26 protein-coding genes and 2 pseudogenes are annotated in these 25,273 nt (G+C 63.2%); 14 read left to right on the top strand and 14 right to left on the bottom strand.

Translation table 11 applies throughout. The features are described from left to right. From VGP39_RS26770 to VGP39_RS26760, 3 genes are all read left to right on the top strand, one after another. The coding region (locus VGP39_RS26770; RefSeq protein WP_327571107.1) for a DUF2161 family putative PD-(D/E)XK-type phosphodiesterase at positions 1-485 on the top strand (485 nt) is incomplete at its 5' end. A 33-nt stretch (positions 486-518) separates the two neighbouring features. Then, positions 519-818, top strand: coding sequence for a putative quinol monooxygenase (locus VGP39_RS26765; RefSeq protein WP_327571106.1), 300 nt, complete (start codon positions 519-521; stop codon positions 816-818). 85 nt (positions 819-903) lie between these two features. After that, on the top strand, positions 904-1,209 hold the full coding sequence (locus VGP39_RS26760) for a hypothetical protein (RefSeq protein WP_327571105.1): 306 nt from the start codon (positions 904-906) through the stop codon (positions 1,207-1,209). A gap of 90 nt (positions 1,210-1,299) precedes the next feature. On the opposite strand, the gene VGP39_RS26755 is transcribed toward VGP39_RS26760, so the two are convergent. Together VGP39_RS26755 and VGP39_RS26750 are read right to left on the bottom strand one after the other, a co-directional pair. Continuing rightward, positions 1,300-1,857, bottom strand: coding sequence for a GNAT family N-acetyltransferase (locus tag VGP39_RS26755; RefSeq protein WP_327571104.1), 558 nt, complete (start codon positions 1,855-1,857; stop codon positions 1,300-1,302). 166 nt (positions 1,858-2,023) lie between these two features. Then, positions 2,024-2,422 (bottom strand): PaaI family thioesterase, encoded by a 399-nt coding sequence (locus VGP39_RS26750; protein ID WP_327571103.1) that lies wholly within the window; start codon positions 2,420-2,422, stop codon positions 2,024-2,026. A 144-nt stretch (positions 2,423-2,566) separates the two neighbouring features. On the opposite strand from VGP39_RS26750, the gene VGP39_RS26745 reads away from it, so the two are divergent. Beyond that, the gene (locus tag VGP39_RS26745; RefSeq protein WP_327571102.1) at positions 2,567-3,346 is read left to right on the top strand and encodes a cobalamin-binding protein; all 780 of its coding nucleotides are present in this window, start codon (positions 2,567-2,569) and stop codon (positions 3,344-3,346) included. Between the two features lie 154 nt (positions 3,347-3,500). Here the strand turns inward: VGP39_RS26745 and VGP39_RS26740 are convergent, their stop codons facing one another. After that, on the bottom strand, positions 3,501-4,781 hold the full coding sequence (locus VGP39_RS26740; protein ID WP_327571101.1) for an ArgE/DapE family deacylase: 1,281 nt from the start codon (positions 4,779-4,781) through the stop codon (positions 3,501-3,503). A 126-nt stretch (positions 4,782-4,907) separates the two neighbouring features. Here VGP39_RS26740 and VGP39_RS26735 point away from each other — a divergent pair, with 126 nt between their 5' ends. Then, entirely contained in the window at positions 4,908-5,060 is a 153-nt protein-coding gene (locus tag VGP39_RS26735) for a hypothetical protein (RefSeq protein WP_327571100.1), read from the top strand. Between the two features lie 7 nt (positions 5,061-5,067). After that, positions 5,068-5,307 (top strand): DUF6719 family protein, encoded by a 240-nt coding sequence (locus VGP39_RS26730; RefSeq protein WP_327571099.1) that lies wholly within the window; start codon positions 5,068-5,070, stop codon positions 5,305-5,307. A gap of 161 nt (positions 5,308-5,468) precedes the next feature. Here the strand turns inward: VGP39_RS26730 and VGP39_RS26725 are convergent, their stop codons facing one another. The 3 genes from VGP39_RS26725 to VGP39_RS26715 all read right to left on the bottom strand — a co-directional run bounded on the left by VGP39_RS26725 (position 5,469) and on the right by VGP39_RS26715 (position 6,935). Next, entirely contained in the window at positions 5,469-6,296 is an 828-nt protein-coding gene (locus VGP39_RS26725) for an SDR family oxidoreductase (protein ID WP_327571098.1), read from the bottom strand. 75 nt (positions 6,297-6,371) lie between these two features. Then, positions 6,372-6,746, bottom strand: coding sequence for a hypothetical protein (locus tag VGP39_RS26720; protein ID WP_327571097.1), 375 nt, complete (start codon positions 6,744-6,746; stop codon positions 6,372-6,374). Positions 6,747-6,788: 42 nt separating this feature from the next. Then, positions 6,789-6,935 (bottom strand): hypothetical protein, encoded by a 147-nt coding sequence (locus VGP39_RS26715; RefSeq protein ID WP_327571096.1) that lies wholly within the window; start codon positions 6,933-6,935, stop codon positions 6,789-6,791. Between the two features lie 179 nt (positions 6,936-7,114). On the opposite strand from VGP39_RS26715, the gene VGP39_RS26710 reads away from it, so the two are divergent. Then, a complete protein-coding gene (locus tag VGP39_RS26710) occupies positions 7,115-7,507 on the top strand; it encodes a hypothetical protein (RefSeq protein WP_327571095.1) in 393 nt (130 codons plus the stop codon). A gap of 8 nt (positions 7,508-7,515) precedes the next feature. On the opposite strand, the gene VGP39_RS26705 is transcribed toward VGP39_RS26710, so the two are convergent. Continuing rightward, a complete protein-coding gene (locus VGP39_RS26705; RefSeq protein ID WP_327571108.1) occupies positions 7,516-8,034 on the bottom strand; it encodes a CreA family protein in 519 nt (172 codons plus the stop codon). A gap of 333 nt (positions 8,035-8,367) precedes the next feature. Between VGP39_RS26705 and VGP39_RS26700 the strand changes: the two genes are divergently transcribed. The 5 genes and pseudogenes from VGP39_RS26700 (at position 8,368) to VGP39_RS26680 (ending at position 14,265) form a co-directional block, all read left to right on the top strand. Further along, positions 8,368-9,891, top strand: a complete 1,524-nt coding sequence (locus tag VGP39_RS26700) for a L,D-transpeptidase (protein WP_327571094.1) — start codon at positions 8,368-8,370, stop codon at positions 9,889-9,891. A gap of 334 nt (positions 9,892-10,225) precedes the next feature. Next, positions 10,226-11,854: a hypothetical protein gene (locus VGP39_RS26695; RefSeq protein ID WP_327571093.1), complete on the top strand. Its 1,629-nt coding sequence runs from the start codon at positions 10,226-10,228 to the stop codon at positions 11,852-11,854. A gap of 128 nt (positions 11,855-11,982) precedes the next feature. Next, positions 11,983-12,548 (top strand): annotated as a pseudogene (locus VGP39_RS26690) (glutathione peroxidase). 165 nt (positions 12,549-12,713) lie between these two features. Next, the gene (locus tag VGP39_RS26685) at positions 12,714-13,691 is read left to right on the top strand and encodes a polysaccharide deacetylase family protein (RefSeq protein ID WP_327571092.1); all 978 of its coding nucleotides are present in this window, start codon (positions 12,714-12,716) and stop codon (positions 13,689-13,691) included. Between the two features lie 16 nt (positions 13,692-13,707). Then, positions 13,708-14,265 carry a dihydrofolate reductase gene (locus VGP39_RS26680; protein ID WP_327571091.1) on the top strand — a complete coding sequence of 186 codons (558 nt, stop codon included), beginning with the start codon at positions 13,708-13,710 and terminating at the stop codon, positions 14,263-14,265. A 219-nt stretch (positions 14,266-14,484) separates the two neighbouring features. On the opposite strand, the gene VGP39_RS26675 is transcribed toward VGP39_RS26680, so the two are convergent. The 4 genes from VGP39_RS26675 to aspS form a co-directional block, all read right to left on the bottom strand. Then, complete coding sequence (locus VGP39_RS26675; RefSeq protein ID WP_327571090.1) at positions 14,485-14,934, bottom strand: DoxX family protein; 450 nt, start codon at positions 14,932-14,934, stop codon at positions 14,485-14,487. Positions 14,935-15,081: 147 nt separating this feature from the next. Then, positions 15,082-16,293, bottom strand: coding sequence for an MFS transporter (locus tag VGP39_RS26670; protein WP_327571089.1), 1,212 nt, complete (start codon positions 16,291-16,293; stop codon positions 15,082-15,084). A gap of 38 nt (positions 16,294-16,331) precedes the next feature. Continuing rightward, positions 16,332-18,641 (bottom strand): NADP-dependent malic enzyme, encoded by a 2,310-nt coding sequence (locus VGP39_RS26665; protein WP_327571088.1) that lies wholly within the window; start codon positions 18,639-18,641, stop codon positions 16,332-16,334. A 62-nt stretch (positions 18,642-18,703) separates the two neighbouring features. After that, entirely contained in the window at positions 18,704-20,476 is a 1,773-nt protein-coding gene (aspS, locus tag VGP39_RS26660) for an aspartate--tRNA ligase (RefSeq protein ID WP_327571087.1), read from the bottom strand. Between the two features lie 201 nt (positions 20,477-20,677). Between aspS and VGP39_RS26655 the strand changes: the two genes are divergently transcribed. Both VGP39_RS26655 and rnd read left to right on the top strand, forming a co-directional pair. Beyond that, entirely contained in the window at positions 20,678-22,156 is a 1,479-nt protein-coding gene (locus tag VGP39_RS26655) for a protein adenylyltransferase SelO (RefSeq protein WP_327571086.1), read from the top strand. Between the two features lie 351 nt (positions 22,157-22,507). Continuing rightward, positions 22,508-23,656, top strand: coding sequence for a ribonuclease D (gene rnd, locus VGP39_RS26650; RefSeq protein ID WP_327571085.1), 1,149 nt, complete (start codon positions 22,508-22,510; stop codon positions 23,654-23,656). A gap of 147 nt (positions 23,657-23,803) precedes the next feature. On the opposite strand, the gene VGP39_RS26645 is transcribed toward rnd, so the two are convergent. From VGP39_RS26645 to VGP39_RS26635, 3 genes and pseudogenes are all read right to left on the bottom strand, one after another. Continuing rightward, positions 23,804-24,121, bottom strand: a complete 318-nt coding sequence (locus VGP39_RS26645; RefSeq protein ID WP_327571084.1) for a hypothetical protein — start codon at positions 24,119-24,121, stop codon at positions 23,804-23,806. 107 nt (positions 24,122-24,228) lie between these two features. Then, complete coding sequence (hspD, locus tag VGP39_RS26640; RefSeq protein ID WP_327571083.1) at positions 24,229-24,684, bottom strand: small heat shock protein HspD; 456 nt, start codon at positions 24,682-24,684, stop codon at positions 24,229-24,231. A gap of 180 nt (positions 24,685-24,864) precedes the next feature. Continuing rightward, positions 24,865-25,273: pseudogene (locus VGP39_RS26635) on the bottom strand (exopolyphosphatase); the annotation flags it as partial.

Here is a 25,273-nt window from a genome sequence, read left to right as displayed (position 1 = left end):
TGGCGGCCAAAATGTCGGCGCGCGGCAAGGGCCGCGAGAGCGACGCGCGCTACCGCAATCTGTGCCGGCGGCTCGGTTTCGGCATGCTTGGGGTGACCAGCGGCGGCCAGGTCGAGGTGATCGTCAAACCGGCCACCACCGCCCCGCGCCGCAACCCGAGGAAACGCTCGCGGCTGGTCGCCGAGCACAATCGCCGAAAGGGCGATCCGACCGCCGGCGGCAGCACGCGATCGCCGATCATGACCGCCTACCGCCAGCAGGCACTGGCCTGCGCGTCAGCAATGGCGCTGGGGCCGCGCAAACTGCGCGAGTTGCGGCCCGATATTCCGGATGCGCCGAAAATTCTGCAACACAACGTCTACGGCTGGTTCGACCGCGCCGAGCGCGGTGTCTACGTTCTGACCGATGCCGGACGCGCCGCGCTGAAGCGATGGCCGCAGCAACCGATCGACATCGCCGGCGCCGGCGCGTTGGCGCCGGCCTAGTCGTCGAGCATCGTCGATGGATGGGAGGGCAGCATGATTGTGGTGACCGGCAGCGTGGTGGCGCGCCAGGATACCTTCGATGAAGTGCGCCGGCTGAGCCTCGAACACGTGCATCGCTCGCGCCGGGAGCCGGGCTGCATCTCGCATGCGGTGCATGTCGATTGCGAGAACGCGCTGCGGCTGGTGTTCATCGAGCAATGGACCGACCGCGCAAGCTTGCTGGCGCATTTCGCAGTGCCTGCCTCGCGCGATTTTGTCCGGGCACTGCAGCCGCTGGCCGCCGGCGCCAGCACCATCGAACTTTACGACGCGACGCAGCTGGAAAAGCTCTGATGCATGGCTGCGTTGCCCTACTAATTCCCATATTGCATTGCAGCATCGGCTTGACTAGCTATCTCGAATGACTTGAGAGGCCGATATGAGCGAAGACTGGAAGACGAAATATGGAACGCGGCGGGTGCGGCGCGATCCGCCGACGCTCGATGAAGCCATCTTCGCTGCGATCGGGATCACCGACGATCAGGAGGCGCAAGCCGAGATCGCGGCCTCGCTGATGGGATTGCCGATCGAAGACGTACAGGCCGAAGTGAAAAAGGCCAACCGCGTTACAGCGGGACGTTCAACCACGCGCGTGATCGCGGGTGAACAGGGCGCGCAGCGCTCGGTCGTGGTCGAGCGCCGCATTGTCCGGAAATTCGGCAACGACAAGCGCACCGGGACGTAACGAACGCCCGGTGCACCGCGCCAAAACGCGCGCGTTGTTGTTTCGAAGGCGTGGCCTACGCCGTCCCGACATTCCCCATAACAGCTTCCATCAGGCGCGGCTGAAATTCATTGCCGCGCGCGCGGCGTCGGCCGCTGTTGTGACCGCAGGCGTTGCCGCTTCAGGCTGCGTCGGGTGCTTCAGATCGATACTTCCGGTCGATTCGCCATGGCGAAACGTCAGATGCGCGCCGAATTTGTGGGCGAGCGCCCGCATCGCTTTGTTGCGATAGCCGGTGGTGATCCGCAGGCTCTCATGGCCGCGCCCCTCGGCCTCGGTAATCAGCCGCTTGAACAGGACGCTGCCGACGCCCTTGCGCCGCGCCGAACGCTCGACGCTGAACGCGATCTCGGGCACGCCGTCATCAGACGAGTCCGGCTGATGCAATTCGGCGGCCCCGAGCACCTTGCCATCCTCGACATAGCCGATCACCACCGTGCCATCGGCCAGGCAGCGCGCCGCGTAGGATTCCACAAAGCTTTCGTCGGCCGCGCCGTTGAACCGGTCACGCCGGCTTTCGGGATCGAGCCTCAAGAGATGCTCACGCAGCAAAAGCATCTCGCGCGCCGTAAGAGTTCTGATGCTGCCGTTGGCAGGAAGTCCGTTCATTAGTCTTTCTCCTCGGTGAAGCCCTGAGGAGGCGTCCGAATCCCTAGACCTTCAATATTGTGCGCTGCACCATGAATTACAAGGCCTGTAACCGCCTGAAATTACGGCAGAAAGCTCCGATTTCGCGCAAGGTCTCGTTAACAAAGCTTAACATAAAAAGTTCCCGTCAGAGCACCATCTGGGTCTGCGTGACGATCGCGACCAGCTTGCCTTCCTCGGTCTGAAGCCGCGTTTGCCATACCTGCGTGCGCCGCCCGCGATGCACCGGGGTCGCAATCGCAACCACGGTCGTGCCCTCGCTGGCGCCACCAATAAAATTGGTCTTGCTCTCGATGGTCGTGGTGCCCTTGGCGTCGTCCGGCAGATTGATGACGGTCGCCGCGGCGCCCACCGAATCCGCGAACGCCATCAGCGCGCCACCATGAATGGTGTGGCCGAGTGTGCAGAGATCGGGCCGTACCGGCATCCGCGCCACCACGCGGTCTTTCTCGGCCTCGATGAATTTCACGCCTTTCAGCTCGGCAAACGGCATTTTCATCGCGTTGATTTTTTCAAGCGGCGTCATGATCGATCGTCCTCCCAGTTCGTCATACGCGGGCTTGACCCGCGTATCCATCCATCTTCGCGAGAGTCTTCAAAGAGGATGGATTGCCGGGTCAAGCCCGGCAATGGCGTTGCTATAAATGGCAGCGGGTCCAATATCTCCGCCATGCGCCAATTCCCTCCCCGCCGGATCGTCTGCCTGACCGAGGAAACCGTCGAGACGCTGTATCTGCTCGGCGAGCAGGATCGCATCGTCGGCGTCTCCGGCTATGCGGTGCGGCCGCCGGGGGTGCGCCGCGACAAGCCGCGGGTCTCCGCGTTCATCTCCGCCGACATTCCAAAGATCCTTGCGCTCGAGCCTGACCTGGTGCTGGCGTTCTCGGATTTGCAGGCCGATATCGTCGCCGATCTGGTGCGCGCCGGCGTCGCCATCCACGTCTTCAACCAGCGCGACATTGCCGGCGTTCTGGCGATGATCCGCACCCTCGGCGCGCTGGTCGATGCGGCAGAGCGCGCTGAACGGCTTGCGAAGCAGTACGAGCAGCGGCTGGCGGAAATCGCCGCAGCCTCTCGGCCCTCGCCAAAACCAAAAGTCTATTTCGAGGAATGGGACGACCCTCTGATATCAGGCATCGGCTGGGTGTCCGAACTGATCGAGATCGCCGGTGGCGAGGACATCCTGCCGAACCTGAGATTTCATCAGGCGGCGAAGGACCGCATCATTTCGCCGGACACGGTGCGCGACGCAGCGCCCGATGTGATCCTGGCGTCGTGGTGCGGCAAGAAAGTAGTGCCGGAGCGGATCAGGCAGCGGCCGGGCTGGAACGAGATTCCGGCGGTGCGCAACAACCGCATCGTCGAGATCAAGTCGCCGCTGATCCTGCAGCCCGGTCCGGCAGCGCTGACTGACGGGCTGGATGCGATTGTGAAGGCGTTGTGGCCGTAACCAATGACTCGTGCCCCGGACGCAGCGCAGTGCGCCGCTCTTCGCGGCGTGGTGCGCTGCAGAGCCGGGGCCGCAACGAGATGCAGCATCTGTGACGGTCCCGGCTCTGCGGAGCAGCGTGAAGGACGCTGCACCGCGTCCGGGACACGACGAGCTACACCGCCTCCACTCCGCACCACTCCGCGATGAACAGCGCGGTCGCCTTGGTGGATTTGCGCAGTGACTCCAGATCGACGTATTCATTAAAACCGTGCATCGCTGCACCGCTGGCGCCGAAACACAGGCTCGGGATGTTGTAGTTCAGCCCGTAGAAGCGGGTGTCGGTCAGCGCCGTGAACACCAGGTCCGGCGCGGTGCCACCATAGACCACGTCATAGGCCTTGCCGAACGCGGCTTCCGGCGCTGCGGAATCTTTCAGCTCATATCCCTCCGACAGGAAGCCGGACCATTCCACATCGGGCGGATTGTTGGAGAGGAAGCGATGGTCGCGCGCCGCCGCCGAGACGCAGGCCAAAATCTCGGCCTGGCAATCGGCAACCGACCAGCCCGGCAGGATCGCGATGCGGCAGTCGACGTCGCACCACGCCGGCACGCTGGAGGCCCAGTCGCCGCCCTTGATGATGCCCGGATTGAAATTGATCGGGTGCGTCACCGCCTTGAAATGACGGTCGGCCTTGGCGCGCTCGTTCCAGCCGGCCTCGAGCTTTTCCAGCGACTGGATCAGATGGTAGGCCGCGGTGATCGCGTTGGATCCGGAACCGGCCTCGAACACGTGGACGGGATGGCCGCGCACTTTCAGCCGGAACCAGATCACGCCGACCTGCGAGCGCACCATGTGGCCCGAGGTCGGCTCCGGAATGAAACAGCAATCGGCGCGGTAGCCGCGCTGCAAGGTCGAGAGCGCGCCGGCGCCGGTGCTCTCTTCCTCGATCACCGACTGAAAATGAATCCGCGCGGTCGGCTGCAACCCCGCGGCCTTGATGGCGTCGAGCGCGTACAGCGCGCCGATGGTGCCGGACTTCATGTCACAGGCGCCGCGGCCGTACATTTTCCCGTCCCGGACCACCGGCGCGAACGGCGGCGTATCCCACATCTCCAGCGGGCCGGCCGGCACCACGTCGCAGTGTCCCTGCAGGATCAGCGATTTGCCGGCATTGCTGGCGGGACGGTAGGTTCCGACCACCGTGCGCGCTTTCGAAAAATCATGTTCGATCGGGCCGAAGCCGCGCAGATCCTTCAGATCGTCGACATTGATGTGCCAATCGTCGACCTCGTAGCCGCGCTGGCGCAAGAGATCGCCGATCATGTCCTGGCACGGACCTTCGGCGCCGCGGGTCGAGGGAATCGCAACAAAATCCCTTGTCGTGGCGAGCTGCGCGTCGAAACCGGCATCGACGGCGTCGAGGATTTTGCGGTTGGTATCGTCGGAACGCATCGTCGCGGTACTCCAATTGGCGTCCGGATCAAACCATATTATTGGGGATTTGCAGGTTTTTTTTGATCGCTATGAGAATCGCGGACGGGTCCATACAATGGACGGAAAGCCGCATGGAGAACCCGGATGCCCGGCAATCGCAACCTCATGTTTCTCATCATCGGCGCCTTGGTCGTGGTGGTGGGCGTGCTCGGCTACAATCTCTATGAGGCCAAGAAGGAGCCGAAAGGCGTGCAGATCAACGTTGGGCCCGATGGTCTGAAGATCCAGAACAAGTGATGCGCATATGAAAGTCGCGCACATCATTTTTTCCGCGTTGCTGTTGCTCGGGTTCGCCATGCCCGCCATGGCGCAGCAGGTCGCGCGCGAACAGGACATCGCCGATCTCAGACTGGGCCAGCGCGTCATGGTCGATGACGGATCGTGTCCAGCAGGCCAGATCAAGGAAGTCACCGGCGTGAAACTGACCACGACCGGCGTCGCGCGCGCGCGAAAATGCGTGCCGCGGATGGGGACGAAGAAGTAGGCGCATCAACAAGAAAACCCGTCATCCTGAGGAGCCGCGCGTTTGCGCGGCGTCTCGAAGGATCGCCGCGGGCCGCTTGTGGCCGTCCTTCGAGGCTCGCCGCGATGCGGCGAGCACCTCAGGATGACGGCGCGGTGTTCGGCAACGCTAACGCCAACACACTATTTCTCCGGCTCGCTCGGCGGCACCGGCGATGTCTTGGCTCCGGCAGTGGCGCCGCCGTCGATCGGCAGCGTGATGCCGGTGACCCAGCGCGATTCGTCGCTGGCCAGATACAGCGCACCATAGCCGATATCCCAGCCGGTGCCTTCGGTGCCGAGCAGCGTGCGCTCGCGGCGGGCTTTGCGCAGTTCCGGCGTCATCCCGCGCGAGGCCACCATCGGCGTGTAGACCGTGCCGGGTGCGATGCAGTTGACGCGGATGCCGTCGCGGCCGTGATGCGCCGCCATTGCGCGCGTCAGCGCGACGATGGCCCCTTTGGAGGTCGGATACAGCAGGCTGGGATGCCCGCCCTGCAATCCTGCGACCGATGAGAGATTGATGATGGAGCCGCCGCCGCTCTTGATCATTTCGGGAATGGCGTATTTCGCCATCAGCATCATCGAGGCGACGTTGACGCGCATCGCGCTGTCCCATGCCGCTACGTCGACCTCGATGGCGTTGCCGCGCGGCCCAGTGATGCCGACATTGTTGACGAGAATGTCGAGCCTGCCCCACGCGTCGACGGCGCGCGCGACGATGGCCCGGCACTGGGCGGGATCGCTGACGTCGCCTTCGACGATCTGGCAAACGCCCTCTTCCGCTTCAATCAGGCGCCTGGTTTCTTCCGCCCACTGCGCGACGGTGTCGACCAGCGTCACGCGCGCGCCGTGCCGCGCCAGAATGACCGCGGTGGCGCGGCCGTTGCCGATTCCTTCCGCGCGAGATCCCGCGCCGGTAACAATGGCGACCTTGCCCTTGAGGCAATCGTCTCTGCGAATGTCGGTCATCTCTTTCCGGTCATGGCCGGGCTAAAGCGCGAAGACGCGCGTCGCGCTTTAGCCCGGGCATGACGAATGAGACGCTCAGGTCCGCGGCTCGCGCGGCTCGAACATGCATTGCAGCGTCGGCTTGGCGATCTTGGTGAAAGTCGCGGCGATCTGCGGCTGCTTGGACGCCGGCACCCAATCGTTCTCGATCGTCGGCACGCCGGTCTCGCTGATGCCGCGCAGCAGCGCCTCGCGAAGATCGGGATCGTCGACAGCCGCAACCGCATGGTCGTGCAAACAGCTGCAGACGGCTTCGGGATGGGCCCAGCGGTCGACCATATGGGGGGCGCACAAACGCACGAATTCGCCGCGCGGGTCCGGCAGTTTCTTCCACGACCATATCTGCGCCTGCGCGGAACTTGCGAAAACGACGGTGAGAAGCAGGGCGGCGAGCGAACTGGTGCGAAACATCGTCACATACCTTTTTTTTAAATTTCGTTGCGGTAAGCGCGATCAATTCGCGGCGATGACGGTCGGTGCGGCTGGCGTAGCGTTGTAGGAGAAGGCGCCGGCGCCCGGCAGGCTGCCGTCGGACGAACCAGCCATCGAGGGGCCGGCCAGAATGAAGGCGAAGGCTAGGATGAAGCTGATCGTCCGCATTAACTGTCTCCGGTCTCAGTCTGAGGCGCTGCGCGCCGTTTCGTTGGCAAATTGATACCCAACGGCTGTTTCCGGATGTCTGCTCGAAAACGGAAAATGGTTTCGTCGCTCAGGAGAATTGTTTCGTCGGAACATGATGACGAAACAATTCAAATAAAAAGCTCAATGATTTCAGTGCCATGATTTTAGGCGGTGCTCTACCCGCGACCTCGATCCATCAAGCGTTGACGATGCATGCAACTTTTCAGGGCGATTGCGGGTTATTGCATACCTCCAGAAGAAGGATTGCAGTGGTGGGCAAGGGCAACATTGGTGTTGGCAGCAAAACCTCGACCCACGAATCGATCGTCGAGCGTTTGGTGAGTAGCGGCGGCGCTACCGATCGGCGGCTCGATCAGAGCTCCTCGAAACGGAAGCGAGCCAAAGAGTGCGGCGCGATGTCGGAGCAAGGCGCCGACGGCGGCCGCAACGAACAGGTTCCGCAGAAACTGGTGCATCTGGTCGGCTATCGCGATCCCAATGCACGGCCGGATCCGTGGATTCGCCCGCGGCCGGTTCCGGTCGAACGCTAGCACGGCCTCTACTGGATGAAGTCGCCGCACTTCTGAACCGCGGAATCGGCCGCACCCCATGGCATGACCGGCACCGACGAGGTCGAATTCTTCGGCGAGCCTTCGATGATCCTGTCCGAATAGACCATGTAGACGAGCACGTTGCGCTTGGCGTCGCAGCCACGGACGATCTGCATTTTTTTGAAGAACAGCGAGCGCCGGCGGCGAAACATGTCGTCGCCCTGTTCCAGCTTGCCCTTGAAATGGATCGGGCCGACCTGGCGGCAAGCCAGCGAAATATCCGAAACCTCCTCGGCCAGTCCAAGCCATCCTTTGTAACCGCCCTTTTCCGGCACGGTGAAATGGCAGGCGACGCCATCGATCTCGGGATCGTCGAGCCCATAGGTGGCGAGTTTGTCGTTAGGACTGAGCAGCTTGAACACCGTCGAGCGCCGAAAGATCAGATCAGGCTCATCGGCCGCGAGCGCGGATGAGCCTCCGAGCGCCGCCAGCGCAAGCGCGACGAATATCCAGCCTCGAAAGCGCATGTCACAAGGCTCGCTGCGATGGCGTGTCATGAAGGTCTCCTTGAGTGGAGCCCCTCATGTAGTGCGGCGACGCCGCACCGGAAGATCGCGCGGCTGCCTGGTTAATGAATTGTGAGGCTTTTTTGCTACGCTGGCGGCGAAAACCGCAGGGATAACAGCGCCTGCCCTAGTGAACGCGAAGGCCGTCTGCGACACCAGACAGTGAAGCTGAATTCGGAGTGTTGGGAATTGGACGGGCATCGTGCTGTTTCTGCTGGGCGGCTGTCGCTGACCGGCAAAACTTGTTTTCTGGCTAATACGGCTTTTTCAAACGCGTTCTGCCGAATTGCTGTTTTGGCGGCCGCCGGAATTGTCGGCACTGCGTCCCCCACCGAAGCTGCGCCTTCCGTATTCTGGCCGGACTATTATGAGCCCTATTTGCCGCCGCGGCCTGCCCCCTTCCGCGTGCGCAAATCCATCAAGAAACAGGTCCTGAACAACGAGGATCTCGCGAAGGACGCCCGGAAGCCGCAGGGGCCGTTGATTATCGCGATTTCGATCGAGAAACAGCTTCTCAGGATTTATGACGCCAACGGCGCCTTCGCGAAGACGCCGATTTCCACCGGGATGCGCGGCCACTCCACGCCGATGGGCGTGTTCAGCGTCATCCAGAAGCGCAAATACCACCGCTCCAACATCTATAGCGGCGCGCCGATGCCTTACATGCAGCGCATCACATGGTCCGGGGTCGCGATGCACGCCGGCGTATTGCCCGGCTATCCGGCGTCGCATGGCTGCATCCGCATGCCCATGAATTTTGCGGTGAAGATGTGGGGCTGGACCCGGATCGGCGCCCGCGTCGTCATTGCGCCGGGCGAACTGTCGCCGGAGAGTTTTTCGCATCCGCTGCTGGCAACGCAAAAAACGCCTCCGACGCCTGTCCCGGTTGCCGCCGCGGAGCCGAACGCCACCGTCACGGCGAAATCCGACAAGACTGCGGTCGCGGACCCGGCCATCAAGCCCGCGCTTTCCGGGCCGCGCCTTGGATTGAAATCGACGCTTGGCCACGACCCCGTAAAATCAGCTGCAAGCGAAGCGGTCGCCGCTGCGGCATTGCGCGAACAGATCCACACCGCCGACGCCAGCAGCGCAATGTCGCAGCCGCGCTCGCCGCTGACCATTACCGATGCGCCGGTTGCGAGCAGCGGAAATATCGAGGTCGCGACTTCCGACGAAAAATCGGGCGGCACCCGATCCGCGCAATCCACCGCGGCCGAATTCCGACCCGCCGACGTCAACGCATTCGACCAAGCCGATGCCGCCGATGCCGGTCCGGATGCGAACAAGGACCAGAGTGGGCCGTCCGATCCGCAGAACGCCGCGGCTCCGAAGCCGCAGCCGGCAGCGGCGGCAGCGGCAGCCAAGCGCAGCGGACAGATCGCCGTGTTCGTCAGTAAAAAAGACGGCAAGCTCTATGTGCGGCAGAATTTCACTCCGCTGTTCGAAGTGCCCGTGACCATTGCCCCGGGCGAGCGCCTGCTCGGAACTCACCTGTTCACGGCGCAGGCCGACAAGGATGACGGCAATCTGCTGCGCTGGTCGGTCGTATCGATGCCCGTCGTCGCGCACGAGGCGACACAGCCGGACCTGGACGAACGCGCGGCGCGACGGAGAAAAACCACGGGCGCCGTCGAGGTTAAAGCCGCGCCATTGCCGGGCAGCGCCGCCGAGGCACTGGACCGGCTGACCATTCCTGCCGATGCGATGGCGCGCATCAACGACGCGCTTTCGACCGGCGCTTCGATCATCGTTTCCGATCAGGGCGTCAACGGCGGCGAGACCGGCGAAGGAACCGATTTCATCATTCCGCTGCGTTAGATCGAAATAGCCAAGACCCGTCACGCCCCGGGTCAAGCCCTATGGTAGGTACATATCTTTACAGGTCCGATTGGACCGCATGTCCACGCCAAAAACACGAATTTTTCCGATCCACACATCCCGCCGTCATCCTGAGGAGCCGCGCGCTTGCGCGGCGTCTCGAAGGATGGCCGCAGGCACTTGTGGCCCATCCTTCGAGGCTCGCCGAAGACGGCGAGCACCTCAGGATGACGGCGGTGTTGCTGATGGCGGAGATGTGAATCCAGTAGGGACAAGCCCGGCCATGACGAAAAAAAATATTCTGTAAACCGCTTGCTGGGCTAAACACGCCGGCATGGAGCAACCGGTCCCCGATTCAATACGCCAGCCAGCGACGGCGAAGGACACCTTCGACCGCATCACGTTTCTTGGCTGGCGAAACGGCCTCGCGGCAATCGTCGCGGGTCTTGGCGTTTCGTTTTTTCTGTTCGGCTACGCGCTGATCTACTGGCGCAACGCCGACATGGACTTCATGGTGGTCTACAACGCGCTTGTCCTCAACGAGGGCAAGCCGCAGCAATTCTTCGATCACCCCGCTTATATTACCATCCTGTCGGTGCAGCTCTGGTTCAAGTTGCTGCACGGCCTCGGGCTGCTCGACGCCTGGACGCTGTCCAGCATACCGCCGGCATCCAACCCGGCTGCGTTCGACGTCGCGATGACGTCGGCCGTTCGCGCCGCACGCCTGCTGGCCTGGCTGACGGCAAGCGGGTGCGTGCTGATTTTCGCCGGCCTCATCCGCATGGTCGTGCGCGACTGGCGCGTCGCGCTGATCGCGGCGTTTGCGTTCACGTTTTCGGGCGGCGTCGCGATCCACGCGCGCATCCTGCGCAGCGAACTGGTCGCGGCATTCCCGGTACTGTCAGCACTGCTGATCCTGATCGTGATCGGCCGCCGCGCCGGCGTTGCGCGGCCGCTCGGCATGGCGCTGGCAGCTTCGCTCTGCGTGCTCGGGATCGAGAACAAGGTGCAGGCGATCTTGCTGATCGCGGCTCTTCCGATCGTCATCCTGCCCTTCGGCGGTGCTTGCAGCGCCAGCGTCGCCTTCTGGCGGAATCCGGCGTCGGCATGGCCGGCCGCCGCTACTGCGGCACTCGCCGCCGCGGCAGCGGCGTGGGCGGCCTATCCGCTGATGGCCGTCGGTTTCGACCGCGCCGTGATCGACGCGGCGCAATTGCGGCCGCTGTTTTTCGGCCAGTTCGGCGTGTATCAGGCGGCGCTGCTGATCCTGATCGGCGCCTGCATGGCTGCCTATGCCGCGATCTGGCGGGTGGCCGCGGCCGAGACCCTTGCCTCGATGTTTGCCGTTGCCGCCGGCGCGTTGCTGGCGCTGCTCGCACTCAAACTCGAATTTGACGCCAGGGACGTCATCGCGGTCTTCAATCCGCTGGAAAAAATGCTGAGCTTTGCCGATGCCGGCACCGCCGAGCTCGCGAAGGGCGCCAGCCTGAAGGCAATCGTGCTGCCGCTGTTCGAAGGCATCGCTTCGGTGCTCGCGCGCTATACATTCGTGCTGCACTCCTCGCCGCGGCCCACGGTATTCCTGACCTGGCTGATCGTTCCCGGCATTGTCGTTGCATGGCGCCGCGGCGAACGGCAGGCCGCGATACAGGCGCTCGGGCTGCTGCTGGCCGCCGTCGGCATTGACGCGCTCGGCGTGCGCCGCGGCCTGAAATCGGAGTATTTTGTCTTCACCGATCCGCTGATCATTGTTGCCGGCGCGATCCTGCTCGACCGCATGAGCTCCTTTCGGTTTCACACATGGGCGTATCCGATCGCCGCGACGCTGGTGGGCCTTCATCTCGTCGTCGGGCAGGCCGAGCCGGTGAAATACGCGCTCAAGCGCGCCGGGCCGGAACCGGTCTGCGAATGGAGCAAATATCATCTTCCGCTGCTGCCGCTGCCATGGTGCAAGCCGTCATAACGGCATATTGAGCGGCGCACCTGCGCGAACTACGGTACCATCATTGCGAGCGAAGCGAAGCAATCCGGCCGGCCGCGCAGACGGGCTGGATTGCTTCGCCCCTCGCAATGACGGACAGGAACTGAGCGATGATCGACCGCAGGACCATCATGATGGCGGCGCTGGCCGCACCGGCTTGCCTGAGAACCGCCATGGCGCAGACACCCATGAGCCGGATCACCGCCTACGGCTTTTCGTTTCCGGCGCTTGAGGGTGGCGATATCAGGCTCGCCGAACTTGCCGGGCGGCCTTTCCTCGTCGTCAACACCGCATCGCAGTGCGGTACACGCCGCAATATGCCGGACTGCAGGAGTTGTGGACGGAGTTTCATGGCCGCGGCTTGATGATCATCGGCGTGCCCTCGAACGATTTCGGCGGACAGGAGCCGGGCGGCTCAAAAGAGATCGCAGAGACGGCGCAGCACCGATATGGGGTCAGCTTTCCGATCGCGGCCAAAACCGTCGTGAAGGGCGCGAATGCGCACCCGTTCTACAAATGGGCGGCCGAGGCGCGGCCGAAGGATCTGCCGCGCTGGAATTTTCACAAATACCTGGTCGGCCGCGACGGCTACATCGCCGATGTGTTTCCGGAATTGGTCGAACCATCAGACACGCGAATCAAGACCGCCATTGCGCGCTCGCTGGCGGATAGCTGAGGGCCGTTCACGGAAGCCGCCCGACAATGGCGAATCAACCATTGGGGATAAAAGACGTCACAATGGCGGCGCAACCTCGATTGAGCTAGGGTGAATGAGGGCGATACGGCAACTGTGCCCCGGCGCAAGGCCGCGTTCAGGCCCAACAAATCCGAGGGGAATCCGATGCGCATTGCGGCAGGTTTGATCTTTGCGGGCGCGCTTTCGTTTGTGGCGGCGGGCGGCGCCTTCGCGCAGACGCCGGCTGCCAAGGGACCCGCTCCGGCGGCGCCGGCCGCCAAGGGCGCCGCGCCGGCGCAGCAGGCAGCCCCTGCTCCGCCGCCTCCTCCCGCGCCGCCGCCCGGCCCCAAGGTCGCCTGCAACAATACTCCGGACGCGCTCGGTGTTGCCCGCGTCGTGCAGATCGATACCACCGGAGGGCCCGGTTTCGGTTTCGAACATTTCAAGCAGCTCGATTTTCTGAGGGACAAGGAAGTCGTACTGACGTTCGACGACGGACCCTGGCAGGTCAACACGCCCTCGGTGCTGAAAGCGCTGGCGGACCAGTGCACCACCGGCATCTTTTTCCCGATCGGCAAGCACGCGACCTATTATCCCGAAATCCTGAAGCAGGTGGCGGCGGCCGGCCACACCGTCGGCGCGCACACCTGGTCGCACGCCAACCTGAACGGCAAGAAGCTTACCGATCAGCAAAAGAAGGAGGAAATCGAGAAAGGCTTTAGCGCGGTAAAATGGGCGCTCGGCGCAGCGCCGGCGCCGTTCTTCCGCTTCCCGGCGCTGCAGCATCCGCCGGAAATGGTGACCTATCTCGGCGAGCGCAACATCGGAATCTTCTCATGCGACCTCGATTCGTTCGATTTCAAGTCGAGTAAGTCCCAGCAGGTCGTCGACAACATCTTCAAGAAGCTCGACAAGCTCGGCAAGGGCATCATCCTGATGCACGATTTCCAGAAACATACCGTCGAAGCGCTGCCGGAGATTCTCCGCAAGCTGAAGGCCGGCGGCTACAAGGTGGTGCAGATGAAGCCCAAGGCGCCGGTACAAACCATCGCGCAATATGACGAAGAGCTGTTGAAGGACGCCAAGCTGCCGACAATGAGCTCCCGTCCGGTTTCCAGCGTCGTACAAACGATCTCGGAGTAGCGGTTCGCGCGCCGTCATGTCCGCGCTGCGCATCGAGGGCTACGTCATCGTGTCGGCCGACGGCATGCTTGCGAACGCGAAGCACGTGATGCCGGATTCGCTGAGGTTCAAGGGCGACCAGGAATTCTTCAACGCCGCGCTCGACCGCACCGGCCTGATCGTTCACGGCCGCCATTCATTCGAGGGCCAGCCGAATTCGCCGAAGCGAAAGCGGCTCATTCTCACGTCGAAGACTGCGGCGCTGGCGGCCGACCCTTCCAATCCTAATGCCGTGTTATGGAATCCCGCGGGCGCCACGTTCGACGAGGCCTGCGATTGCGCGGGCGTCCGTTCCGGCACCGTCGCGATCATCGGGGGCCCCGAGGTGTTTGCGATGTTTCTCGACCGCTACGATACGTTCTGGCTGTCGCAGGCGCCGCATGTCCGGCTGCCGGGCGGCCAACCCTGCCTGCCCGGGGTGCCGGAACGCTCGCCGCAGGCCATTCTCGCCGCACACGGCCTCAAGCCCGGCGAGCCGCAAATCCTCGACGCTTCCCATGACGTCAGCGTGACGCCGTGGCGACGCGCCGGCTAAAAGCCGTTCAGGTTGGAGCCCGCGTCACCTCTCCCCGCAGGGGAGAGGTCGAAGCCGGAGCGCAGCACAGGCTTCGGGTGAGGGGTGTCTCCACACGCTGGTACTTGCGAAGAGGCCCCTCACCCGGATCGCATCTGGCGATGCGATCCGACCTCTCCCCTGCGGGGAGAGGTGACCCTGAACGTCACGGCGGATGCGATATAAAGCGTCATGCTCTGGCTAGACGTCGGTATAGGTCGGATCGGACCTCGGTCCTCGGCCGATTCCCGCGATGATAAGCAGCCCCCCGAGCAGCGACACGTTTTTCAGCGCATGGACGATGTTGTTCTTCTGTTCGGCCCCGGCCTGATTCCAGAAATCGTGATAGGTGAAGGTCGCTGCGATCACGAAGATGATTAGCACGATCGCGAAAAAACGCGCTCCGAAATTCAGCGCAATCATCAGTCCGCAAATCAGCTCCAATGCGCCGACCGCAATCGCCAGCATTTGCGGCATCGGCATCCCGGTGATGCCTTCGAGCTCGGTGGTGTAGCCCGTCAGCATCCCCGGAATCACCACCTTGTCGGTGATCATCTGGGTGGTCGCGGTAATGTCCAGAAGCTTGAAAGCCCCCGAGACGATAAACAATATGGCGAAAAGAACCCGCCCGAAGGTGATAAACGCTGGCATGGCCGGCCTCGCTGGAACTGCGGCAATTAGATGCGCGACAACGGATCGATTATGGGCGCTCAAGCCGGGCTTTTCAAACGATCAAATGAATCTGCCGGAGGAAACATGATTGGCGGGCCGCATATCCGTTTTGGGCCGGATGCGGACCTAGGCGTTTTCGAACGAAGCAGCATACCAGCGAAGTATAACAAAACCGGCCAATGTCACGACTGCCAAATGTCCAAAACCAAGCCCCCAGCCGAGCGTTGGGTTATTGCCGGCAAGATCCAGGCAGAGGCCTACCCCAAGCGGACCAATGAAGCCGCCCGCATATCCGCACATGCTGTGAAGCCCCATCGTGGCTCCTCGCAATGCGGGGTCCGACGCCTGAACTGTCCCTGCAGTTAGCGCGGAGCTGTCCCAGAATATTGCAGCGACCCACACTACGATGAGCGCCGCGGCCACGACCATGGACATGCCGACGAACCAGCCCGTGCATAGAGCCAGAACCGATGCCGTCATCATTGCAGCCGTCACGACGCGCATTCGTCCGTAGCGCTGCGCGCTTTCGTTGCCTGAGACAGATACGGCAATGCCGATCAGGCCGGCCACGGTCAGCAGGATTGTCGGCGCCGGCAACCAGGACGGTGATCCGGCCTGCGCGGCGGTGATGGTCAGAAACGTGACAGCCCAGGCCCGTACCGCGGCCATTTCCCAGGTGTGAACGGTATAACCGGCAATCCACGCCATGGCACGACGGTTACGAAAGACCGGACGGAAGTCCAGCAGCGACCTGTCGGAGGACGAATGCTTTGGCGGGCCCTTTGGCATGACCCGCCAGGCAAGCAGCAGCGCAATGAGCGCCGAAAGGCCACCAAACGCAAACGCGGCGGATGGACCGGCGACAGTGTCAATAAGGCCGGCTACCGCGTAAGAGCTTGCGCCGGCAACGCCGACACCCGCGGCATGCAGCGACACGGCGCGCGATTGCGCATTGCCCTCCAAAGTGTCGGCGATGGCTTTGAGGCCTGGCATGTAGGCGCCTGCCCAACCTACCCCCGCGACCGCGCGAAGAATCAATGCCGACCAGAACCCGTCGGCGATAAACGCAAAACCCAGATGCGAGAGCGCCGTGAGGCCTGCACCTATGGCATAGACCCGCCGCGTCGGGATTCGATCCGTGAGCGAAACCAGCGCGGGAACGGCAACGACGTAGACTGCGAAGAAAACACCGATCAGCCAACCCGCTTCAGTTTTAGTGAGGTGCCAGCGATCGATATAGCCTGGCAGTAATGCCGGTAGCGTGAACGCTCCAATTTGCACCATGCCCTGTGCGGCGACCATTGACCAAATGAAGCGGCGCGCAGCGACAACCGCCATGTTTCCCAAACATCCCTAAAAAATAACGCCGCCTCGATCTAACCGAACAGGCTCGGCTGCTGGCGGCCCGCCCGCTCCTGCGCTTCGACCGCCGCGACCGCGGTCATGTTGAGGATGCCGCGCGCGGTCACCGAGGGCGTCAGGATGTGCGCCGGCCGCGCCGGCCCGATCAGGATCGGACCGACCGGGAGCGCGTCGGCCAGCACCTTGATCATCTGATAGGCTGCGTTGCCGGCATCGAGATTAGGCATGATCAGGACGTTCGCCACGCCCTTCAAGCGCGAATGCGGCAGGATCAGCTCACGGGCCGCCTCGGACAACGCGGTATCGCCCTGCATCTCGCCGTCGGCCTCGATTTCCGGGTAGCGCTCGGCAAACAGATTTGCAGCCTTGCGCATCTTGCGCGAGGATTCCGTGTCGTAGCTGCCGAAGTCAGAATGCGATACGAAGGCGATTTTCGGGGCGATGCCAAAGCGGTGCACGTGAACCGCCGCCCTTCCTGCGATATCCACGAGTTCTTCGGCGGACGGGTTTGGCCGCACCTGTGTATCGGCAATGAAAAACGCGCCCTTGCTGGAGATCATCAGCGAGAGCGCCGCGAAATCGCTGACGCCGGACTGGTATCCGATGATTTCTCTGATATGGCGGAGATGCCGCATATAGCTGCCCTCGATGCCACACAGCATCGCGTCGGCCTCACCGCGAACCACCGCCAGCGCCGCGATAACGGTCGCGTTGGTGCGAATCGTCGTACGCGCGACATCCGGCGTCGCCCCGTAGCGTCCCGCGGCCTTGATGTAGGACTGCACGTAGGACCGATAGCGGGGATCGTCCTCGGGATTGATAAGGTCAAAATCCCGGCCCGCCTTGATGGCAAGGCCGAACCGCTTGATCCGCACCTCGACCACCGAGGGCCGGCCCACCAGGATCGGCCGCGCCAGCTTTTCCTCGAGCACCACTTGCGTTGCGCGCAATACACGCTCGTCCTCGCCCTCGGCATAGATCACGCGCATCGGCTGCGTCTTCGCCTTCGCGAACACCGGCTTCATGACCAGGCCGGAGCGGAATGCGAAGCGCTCCAGCGCAGCGGCGTATTCGTCGAAATTCTTGATCGGCCGTGTCGCGACGCCTGAGGCCGTCGCGGCCCGTGCAACCGCAGGCGCGATGCGCAGAATCAAGCGTGGATCGAACGGGCTCGGGATCAGCGAACCCGGCCCAAAACCCTGGGCTTCGCCGCTGTCGAAGCCGGCAGCCACCGCATCCGAGGGCGGATCGCGCGCCAGCTGCGCGATCGCGTCCACCGCGGCGTGCTTCATGTCCTCGTTGATCGCAGTGGCGCCGACATCGAGCGCGCCGCGGAAGATGAACGGAAAGCACAAGACGTTGTTGACCTGGTTGGGAAAGTCGGAGCGCCCGGTGCAGATCATGGCGTCGGGCCGCGCTTTCCGCGCTTCGTCCGGCATGATTTCGGGGTCGGGATTGGCCAGCGCCATCACCAAGGGCTTGTCGGCCATCTGCTTGACCATCTCCGGCTTCAGCACATTCGGAGCGGACAGGCCGAGGAAAATATCGGCGCCGGGAATCACGTCGGCCAGCACGCGCTTGTCGGTCTTCTGCGCGTAGACCGCCTTCCAGCGGTCCATCAGCGTGTTGCGGCCCTCATGCACGACGCCGTCGATATCGCAGACCCAGATGTTGTTGCGCTGCGCCCCCATCGACACCAGCAGATTGAGGCAAGCGATCGCCGCGGCGCCGGCGCCGGAGGCGACGATCTTGACGTCTTCCAGCTTCTTGCCGTTGAGCAGCAGCGCGTTCTTGATCGCGGCGCCGACGATGATGGCGGTGCCATGCTGATCGTCGTGGAATACCGGGATCTTCATCCGCTCCTTGAGCCGGGCCTCGATCTCAAAGCATTCCGGTCCCTTGATGTCCTCCAGATTGATGCCGCCGAAGGTCGGCTCCAACGCTGCCACCGCCTCGACCACCTTGTCGATCGTGTCGGCGGCGAGCTCGATATCGAACACGTCGATGCCGGCAAATTTCTTGAACAGCACCGCCTTGCCTTCCATGACAGGCTTGGAGGCCAGCGGGCCGATATTGCCAAGACCGAGCACGGCGGTGCCGTTGGTGACAACCGCGACCAGATTGGCACGGATGGTCAGTTCGGCGGCCTGCGACGGATCGGCCGATATCGCCATGCAGGCCGCGGCCACGCCGGGCGAATAGGCCAGCGCCAGGTCGCGCTGGTTGGCGAGCGGCTTGATCGCGTGGATTTCAAGCTTCCCGGGGCGCGGAAACTGGTGATAGGCGATCGCCGCGGAATCAAGATCTTCAGAATACGACGACATGCATTTCCCCCGCGGCTTCCTCGTCCCCGGCTTGATGCGCCGATGGCTGGACTAAAGGCCAATTAATTGTCCGGCAGATTGAGCCGGATGTGAAGCTCGCGCAACTGCTTCGGGCTGACCTCCGAGGGCGCTCCCATCAGCAGGTCTTCGGCGCGCTGGTTCATGGGGAATAGCGAGATTTCCCGCAGGTTTGTGGTTCCGCAGAGCAGCATGACAATGCGATCGACGCCGGCTGCCATGCCGCCATGCGGCGGCGCGCCGTATTGGAACGCGCGGTACATGCCGCCGAAGCGCTCGACCACCTCCTTCTCGCCATAGCCCGCGATTTCGAACGCCTTCACCATGGCGTCGGGCCGGTGGTTGCGGACGCCGCCGGAGGCGATCTCATAGCCGTTGCAGACGATGTCGTATTGAAACGCCTTGATGGTCAGCGGGTCCTGGGTCTGCAATGCCTCGAGTCCGCCCTGCGGCATCGAGAACGGGTTGTGCGAGAAGTCGATCTTTTTCTCGTTTTCGTCGTATTCGTACATCGGAAAGTCGACGATCCAGGCCAGATCGAAACGGTCCTTGTCGGCCAGGTTCAACTCCTCGCCAAGTTTTGCGCGCGCGAGGCCTGCGAATTTCCAGAATTTTGAGGGGTCGCCGGCGACGAAGAACGCGGCATCGCCCTCCTTCAATCCAAGCGCCGCGCGGATCGCGGCGGTCCGCTCCGGGCCAATGTTCTTGGCGAGCGGACCGGCGCCCTCGCCGCCCTCGCGCCACATGATGTAGCCCAGCCCAGGCTGGCCTTCGCCTTGCGCCCAGGAGTTCATGCGGTCGCAGAATGCGCGCGAACCGCCGCCGGGTCCGGGGATCGCCCAGACCTCGTTCTTGGGATTCTCCAGCATCCGCGCGAACACCTTGAAGCCGGAGCCGCGGAAGTGCTCGGAGACGTCCTGCATCTGAAGCGGATTGCGCAGGTCCGGCTTGTCGCTACCGTATTTGCGTATCGCCTCGGCGAACGGAATCCGCGGCCAGTTTTTGGTGACCGGTTTACCCTTGGCAAAATCCTCGAACACCCCGGTGATGACCGGCTCCATCGCCGCGAAGACGTCGTCCTGGGTCACAAAACTCATCTCGACGTCGAGCTGATAAAATTCGCCGGGCAGCCGGTCGGCGCGCGGGTCCTCGTCGCGGAAGCAGGGCGCGATCTGGAAATAGCGGTCGAAGCCCGACATCATCAGCAGCTGCTTGTATTGCTGCGGCGCCTGCGGCAGCGCGTAGAATTTTCCCGGATGAATCCTTGACGGCACCAGGAAGTCGCGCGCGCCCTCCGGCGACGAGGCGGTCAGGATCGGCGTCTGGAACTCGAAGAAGCCTTGATCCTTCATGCGTCTGCGCATCGAATCAACAATTTGACCGCGAGTCATGATGTTCTGGTGAAGCTTCTCGCGACGAAGGTCGAGGAAACGGTACTTAAGCCTTATATCTTCAGGATATTCCTGTTCACCGAACACCGGCAGGGGCAATTCGCCAGCCGGGCCCAGCACCTCGATCTCGGTGATGAAAAGCTCGACCGCGCCGGTCGGCAGATCCGGGTTCTCGGTGCCTTCGGGACGGCGGCGCACCTTGCCGTCGATCCGCACCACCCATTCCGCGCGCAGCTTTTCAGCGTCCTTGAACGCCGGCGAATCCGGATCGGCGACGCACTGGGTCAGGCCGTAATGGTCGCGCAGGTCGATGAACAACAGCCCGCCATGGTCGCGGATGCGATGGCACCAGCCGGACAGGCGAACGTCCTGGCCGATATCGCTCTGGCGGAGCGCGCCGCAGGTGTGGGACCGGTAACGATGCATGGAAATCCCGAAAAAAGGCGTCGGAGGTCGGATGAAAGCAGGCCCCGAAGAGCGTCAGGGTTTACCCGACGCATTGCGGCGCGGCAACCGAAGGCCGGCACTTTCGAGCCTCTGAAAACCGATCAAAGAGTGAGAAATGATGGAAAAAAAGGCCATTGCCGCGTGATTGCCAATTCCCGGCGCATCCTTATCTTGACCCTCATGACGGTTCACTTCCCCTTCGACAACACCTATGCCGCACTGCCCGACGGCTTTTTCGCCCGGGTGGCGCCGACGCCGGTGGCCTCCCCGAAACTCGTCAAGCTGAACCGCCCGCTGGCGCTGCATCTCGGCCTCGATCCGGACTGGCTGAGTAGCCCGGAAGGCGTCGAGATTCTCGCCGGCAAGCGCGTCCCCGATGGTGCCGATCCCATCGCCATGGCCTATGCCGGGCACCAGTTCGGCCATTTCGTGCCGCAGCTCGGCGACGGCCGCGCCATCCTGCTCGGCGAGGTGATCGACGCCGATGGCGTCCGCCGCGACATCCAGCTCAAAGGCTCGGGACCTACGCCGTTTTCGCGCCGCGGAGACGGCCGCGCCGCGCTCGGCCCCGTGCTGCGCGAATATATCGTCAGCGAGGCGATGGCGGCGCTGGGCATTCCGACCACCCGCTCGCTCGCCGCCGTGGTGACCGGCGAAAACGTGGTGCGCGAGACGCTGCTGCCGGGCGCGGTGCTGACCCGCATTGCGTCCAGCCACATTCGCGTCGGCACCTTCCAGTATTTTGCCGCGCGCAGCGACGTCGCCGGCGTGCGCCGGCTCGCCGATCATGTCATCGCCAGGCACTATCCGGACATTGCGGATGCCGAACGCCCCTATCATGCGCTGCTGGACGCGGTGATCGGCCGCCAGGCGGAACTGGTGGCGCGCTGGCTGCTGGTCGGGTTCATCCACGGCGTCATGAACACCGACAACACCTCGATCTCCGGCGACACCATCGACTACGGCCCCTGCGCCTTCATCGACAGTTACGATCCGGCGACGGTGTTCAGCTCGATCGACGAGATGGGTCGTTATGCCTACGGCAACCAGCCGCGCATCGCGCTGTGGAACCTGACCCGCTTTGCCGAGTGCCTGCTGCCGCTGTTCTGCGACGACCAGGACAAGGCCATCGCCGAGGCGCAGTCGGCACTCGGCGGCTTCGCCGAAAAATTCGATGCCGCCTATTACGACGGCCTGCGCCGCAAGCTCGGCCTGTTCACGACGCGTGCCGACGATCCGGAACTCGCGAATGATCTGCTGAAAGCCATGGCGGAAAATGCGGCCGACTTCACGCTCACTTTCCGGCGCTTGAGCGACGCCGCGCTGGGCCCGGCGGGCGATGCGCATGTTCGACAATTATTCGCCGATCCCGCTGCCTATGACGCCTGGGCGGTACGCTGGCGGCAGCGCAGTTCAGACGAGCCGCAGGATGCCGCAGCCAGGCGGGCCGCGATGCGCGCCGTCAACCCGGCTTTCATTCCGCGCAATCACCGGGTCGAGGCGGTGATCGAAGCGGCGGTGAACCGGCACGATTTTGCGCCGTTCGAGGAGCTTCTGGCTATCCTCGCCCAGCCATATGAGGACCAGCCGGCATTCGCCGCTTATGCCGAACCGCCCGAACAGCACGAGCGGGTGCTGCAGACCTTTTGCGGCACGTGAAATCGTTAACCGTCCGGCAATTTTGCTGACGCGGCCGGCGCACCTCGCCAAGGCGCGCCTTTCGGCGCTCCGTCTCCCTCATGGTTCAAGGGGAGAGAACTAAGCCCAACTCGCGCGGCGGGCGCGGGAACGCGGGCGCTGTATGCATCTACCAAATCAGCATTTGAGGCGAGATCTCCCACACTCTCAAAGTCGTCCCCGCCAACCGCGGCGCATGCCCGTTCGCAGCCAGGGCGAACCAGCCGAAAAGCGCCTGTTCAGCGCCATTGCAAGCGTCTAATTTGCTGCAGGACCCTTGACAGATCAGCGCTTTCGGCAGAACGCCCTTTTTGGAAGCGTTATGGACCGTCCATGGACTTGATTACCACCACCGCCGAACTCACGGCCGCCTGCGACCGCCTTGCCAAGCACGCGGTCATCACCGTCGATACCGAGTTCCTGCGCGAGACCACCTATTATCCGCTGCTGTGCGTGATCCAGATGGCAAGCCCCGAGGAAGCCGTCGTGATCGACGCCCTCGCTGAGGATATCGACCTGCAGCCCTTCTTCGACCTGATGGGCGATGAGAAGGTCCTCAAGGTGTTTCATGCCGCGCGGCAGGATATCGAGATCGTCTGGCATGAAGCCGGCATCCTTCCGCATCCGATCTTCGACACCCAGGTCGCCGCCATGGTGCTCGGCTACGGCGACAGCATCGCCTACGACCAGCTGGTCGAGCGCATCACCGGGCACCGGCCCGACAAGACCCACCGCTTCACCGACTGGTCGCGCCGGCCGCTCACCGCAGAGCAGATGCATTACGCCGTTTCCGACGTCACCCATCTGCGCGACGTGTTCGCGGCGCTCGATGTCGACCTCAAGAAACGCGGCCGCAGCGACTGGGTCAGCGAGGAGATGGAAGTCCTGACCTCGCCGAAAACCTACGACTTTCACCCGGAACGCGCCTGGGAGCGGCTGAAGTCCCGGGTGCGCAAGCCGAAGGAGCTCGCCGTCCTGATGGAAGTCGCGGCCTGGCGCGAGCAGGAGGCGCAAAGCCGCGACGTGCCGCGCAGCCGCGTGCTGAAGGACGACGCGGTCGGCGATATCGCCACCCATGCGCCGACCAGCCTGGAGCGGCTGGCAAGCCTGCGCTCGCTGCCGAAGGGATTCGACCGCTCGAAATGGGGCGCCGATATCATCGCCGCCGTACAGCGCGGGATCGCCCGCGACCCGCGCGCGCTGCCCAAGATCGAAAAGCAGCGCAACAATTCCAACGGCGCGGCGATCGTCGAGCTTCTGAAGGTGCTGCTCCGGATGACGTCGGAACGCCACGCGGTCGCCACCAAGGTGATCGCCACCGTCGACGACCTCGAGCAGATCGCGGCTGACGATCATGCCGATGTCGCCGCATTGCACGGCTGGCGCCGCGAGCTGTTCGGCGAGGCGGCTTTAGCGCTGAAGCACGGCCGGCTGGCGCTTGCGATCGAGAAGGGCCGCGTGGTGCGGGTGGATCGGGAGTAGCCATTTCCGTCATTGTGAGCCAACGGGTCGGCGCAAAGCGCCGCCCGATGACAGGCTCCACGAAGCAATCCAGAAGGCCGCAAGCAAGGCTGATTGCTTCGTTGCTTCGCTCCTGGAATGACGATTTCGCGCGCTATCGGGTCGCCGCTACGCTGCGATGCCAACGCGTGCGACGGATTTCATGCGCGCCGGTTTTCCACCGGGCGGGTCTTGCGGTCCCCGATCCAGTGCCGATAACGCCTCGAGTACTTCATCGATGGTCACCAAGCGATGAGACCCGGGCAGCTCTCGCAGCGCCGGATTCGATGCCACGGCAGCCGCATCCGATGCCCAGGATGCAAGGATGGCACGCTTCTCGTGAATCGATATGGTCGTATCTGCCACGACCTCACGGGGATGATCGTACACCGAAGCGGGATGCAATATCGCATTCAGGTCGATAATGTTGTCAGCATGGTCGATCATCGGATGATTCTCCTTTCCTCTCCTTTTCACGCTGCTGAGTTTTCGCCCCCAAGGGGGCGGCGCTCCCGCCCGGCAGGCCGGGGCGGGAGCCAATCCATTAAAAACGGTTACGCAGCCTTGCCTTCGAGCTGATGCACGTTGCCGGCCGGGCCGCCGTTGATCGCGATTCGCCGCGGCTTCATTGCTTCGGGAACTTCCCGGACCAGCTCGATTTTCAGCAGCCCGTTCTCGAACGCGGCGTTTTTCACCTGCACGTAGTCGGCGAGGTTGAACTGCCGCTTGAAGGGCCGCGCGGAAATACCTCGATAGCAATATTCGCGTTCGGTGTTGGCCACCTTGCCGCCCTCGATGGTAACCACGTTCTGCTCGGCCGTGATGGAGATTTCATCGGGCGAAAACCCGGCAAGCGCGAGCGAAATCTCGTAACGATCGTCGCCCAGCCGTTCAATATTGTAAGGGGGGTAGTTGTCCTCGCCGGCCCGGTGAGCGGTTTCAGCGAGGTCGAAAAGGCGATCGAAGCCAATGGTCGAGCGCCAAAGCGGTGAGAAGTCGTAAGTGCGCATAGCCAGATCCTCCAAAGAGCAAAATGGGTACGAGCGGCACCGGACACGACCGGTGCCCGTCTCAAGTCCCTGACCCGTTCCGGCGTCGGGGACACCACCTCGCGGCGGCGATGCAATAATTAAAAAAAACGGATTTTGGTTTCAAGAGGCGGCTAAAAAAATTTTTGCCGCATTTCCCGTTCAGCGCCGCACGATGGTCCCGGTGCGGCCGACCAGCCGCGCCAGCTGCTTGAAACGGCTGCCGACGCGATCGGCCACCAGGTCGACCATCCGGTGCTCGAACACCAGCATCAGTTTGCGGCCGCGGCTGCGAAAATGCGTCGCCGGCAATACGCCCGGGCGCGCCGCCGAGATCAGATGCGCGACACGGAACGCCGCACCAAGCACGCGCGCGCGCTCGACCATCGGTAGCGGCACGAGTTCGCGGATCTGCGCCGGCGGCTCGTTCTGCTCGCTCAGGCCCGCATAGCGATAAAACACCGCCAGCGCGACAAACGCCCTGCCCTGATGGCTGACCGCGCCGAAATTGCCGTTGGTGATCAGGCTCATGGTCTGTTCGCCGCGGTGGTCGGGATGAACCCGCCAGCCG

Source organism: Bradyrhizobium sp. (assembly GCF_036009065.1).
In the GTDB taxonomy this organism is placed as follows: Bacteria; Pseudomonadota; Alphaproteobacteria; order Rhizobiales; family Xanthobacteraceae; genus Bradyrhizobium.
Note: the sequence above shows the minus strand (reverse complement) of the source record. Positions and strands in the feature narration are given on the sequence as shown.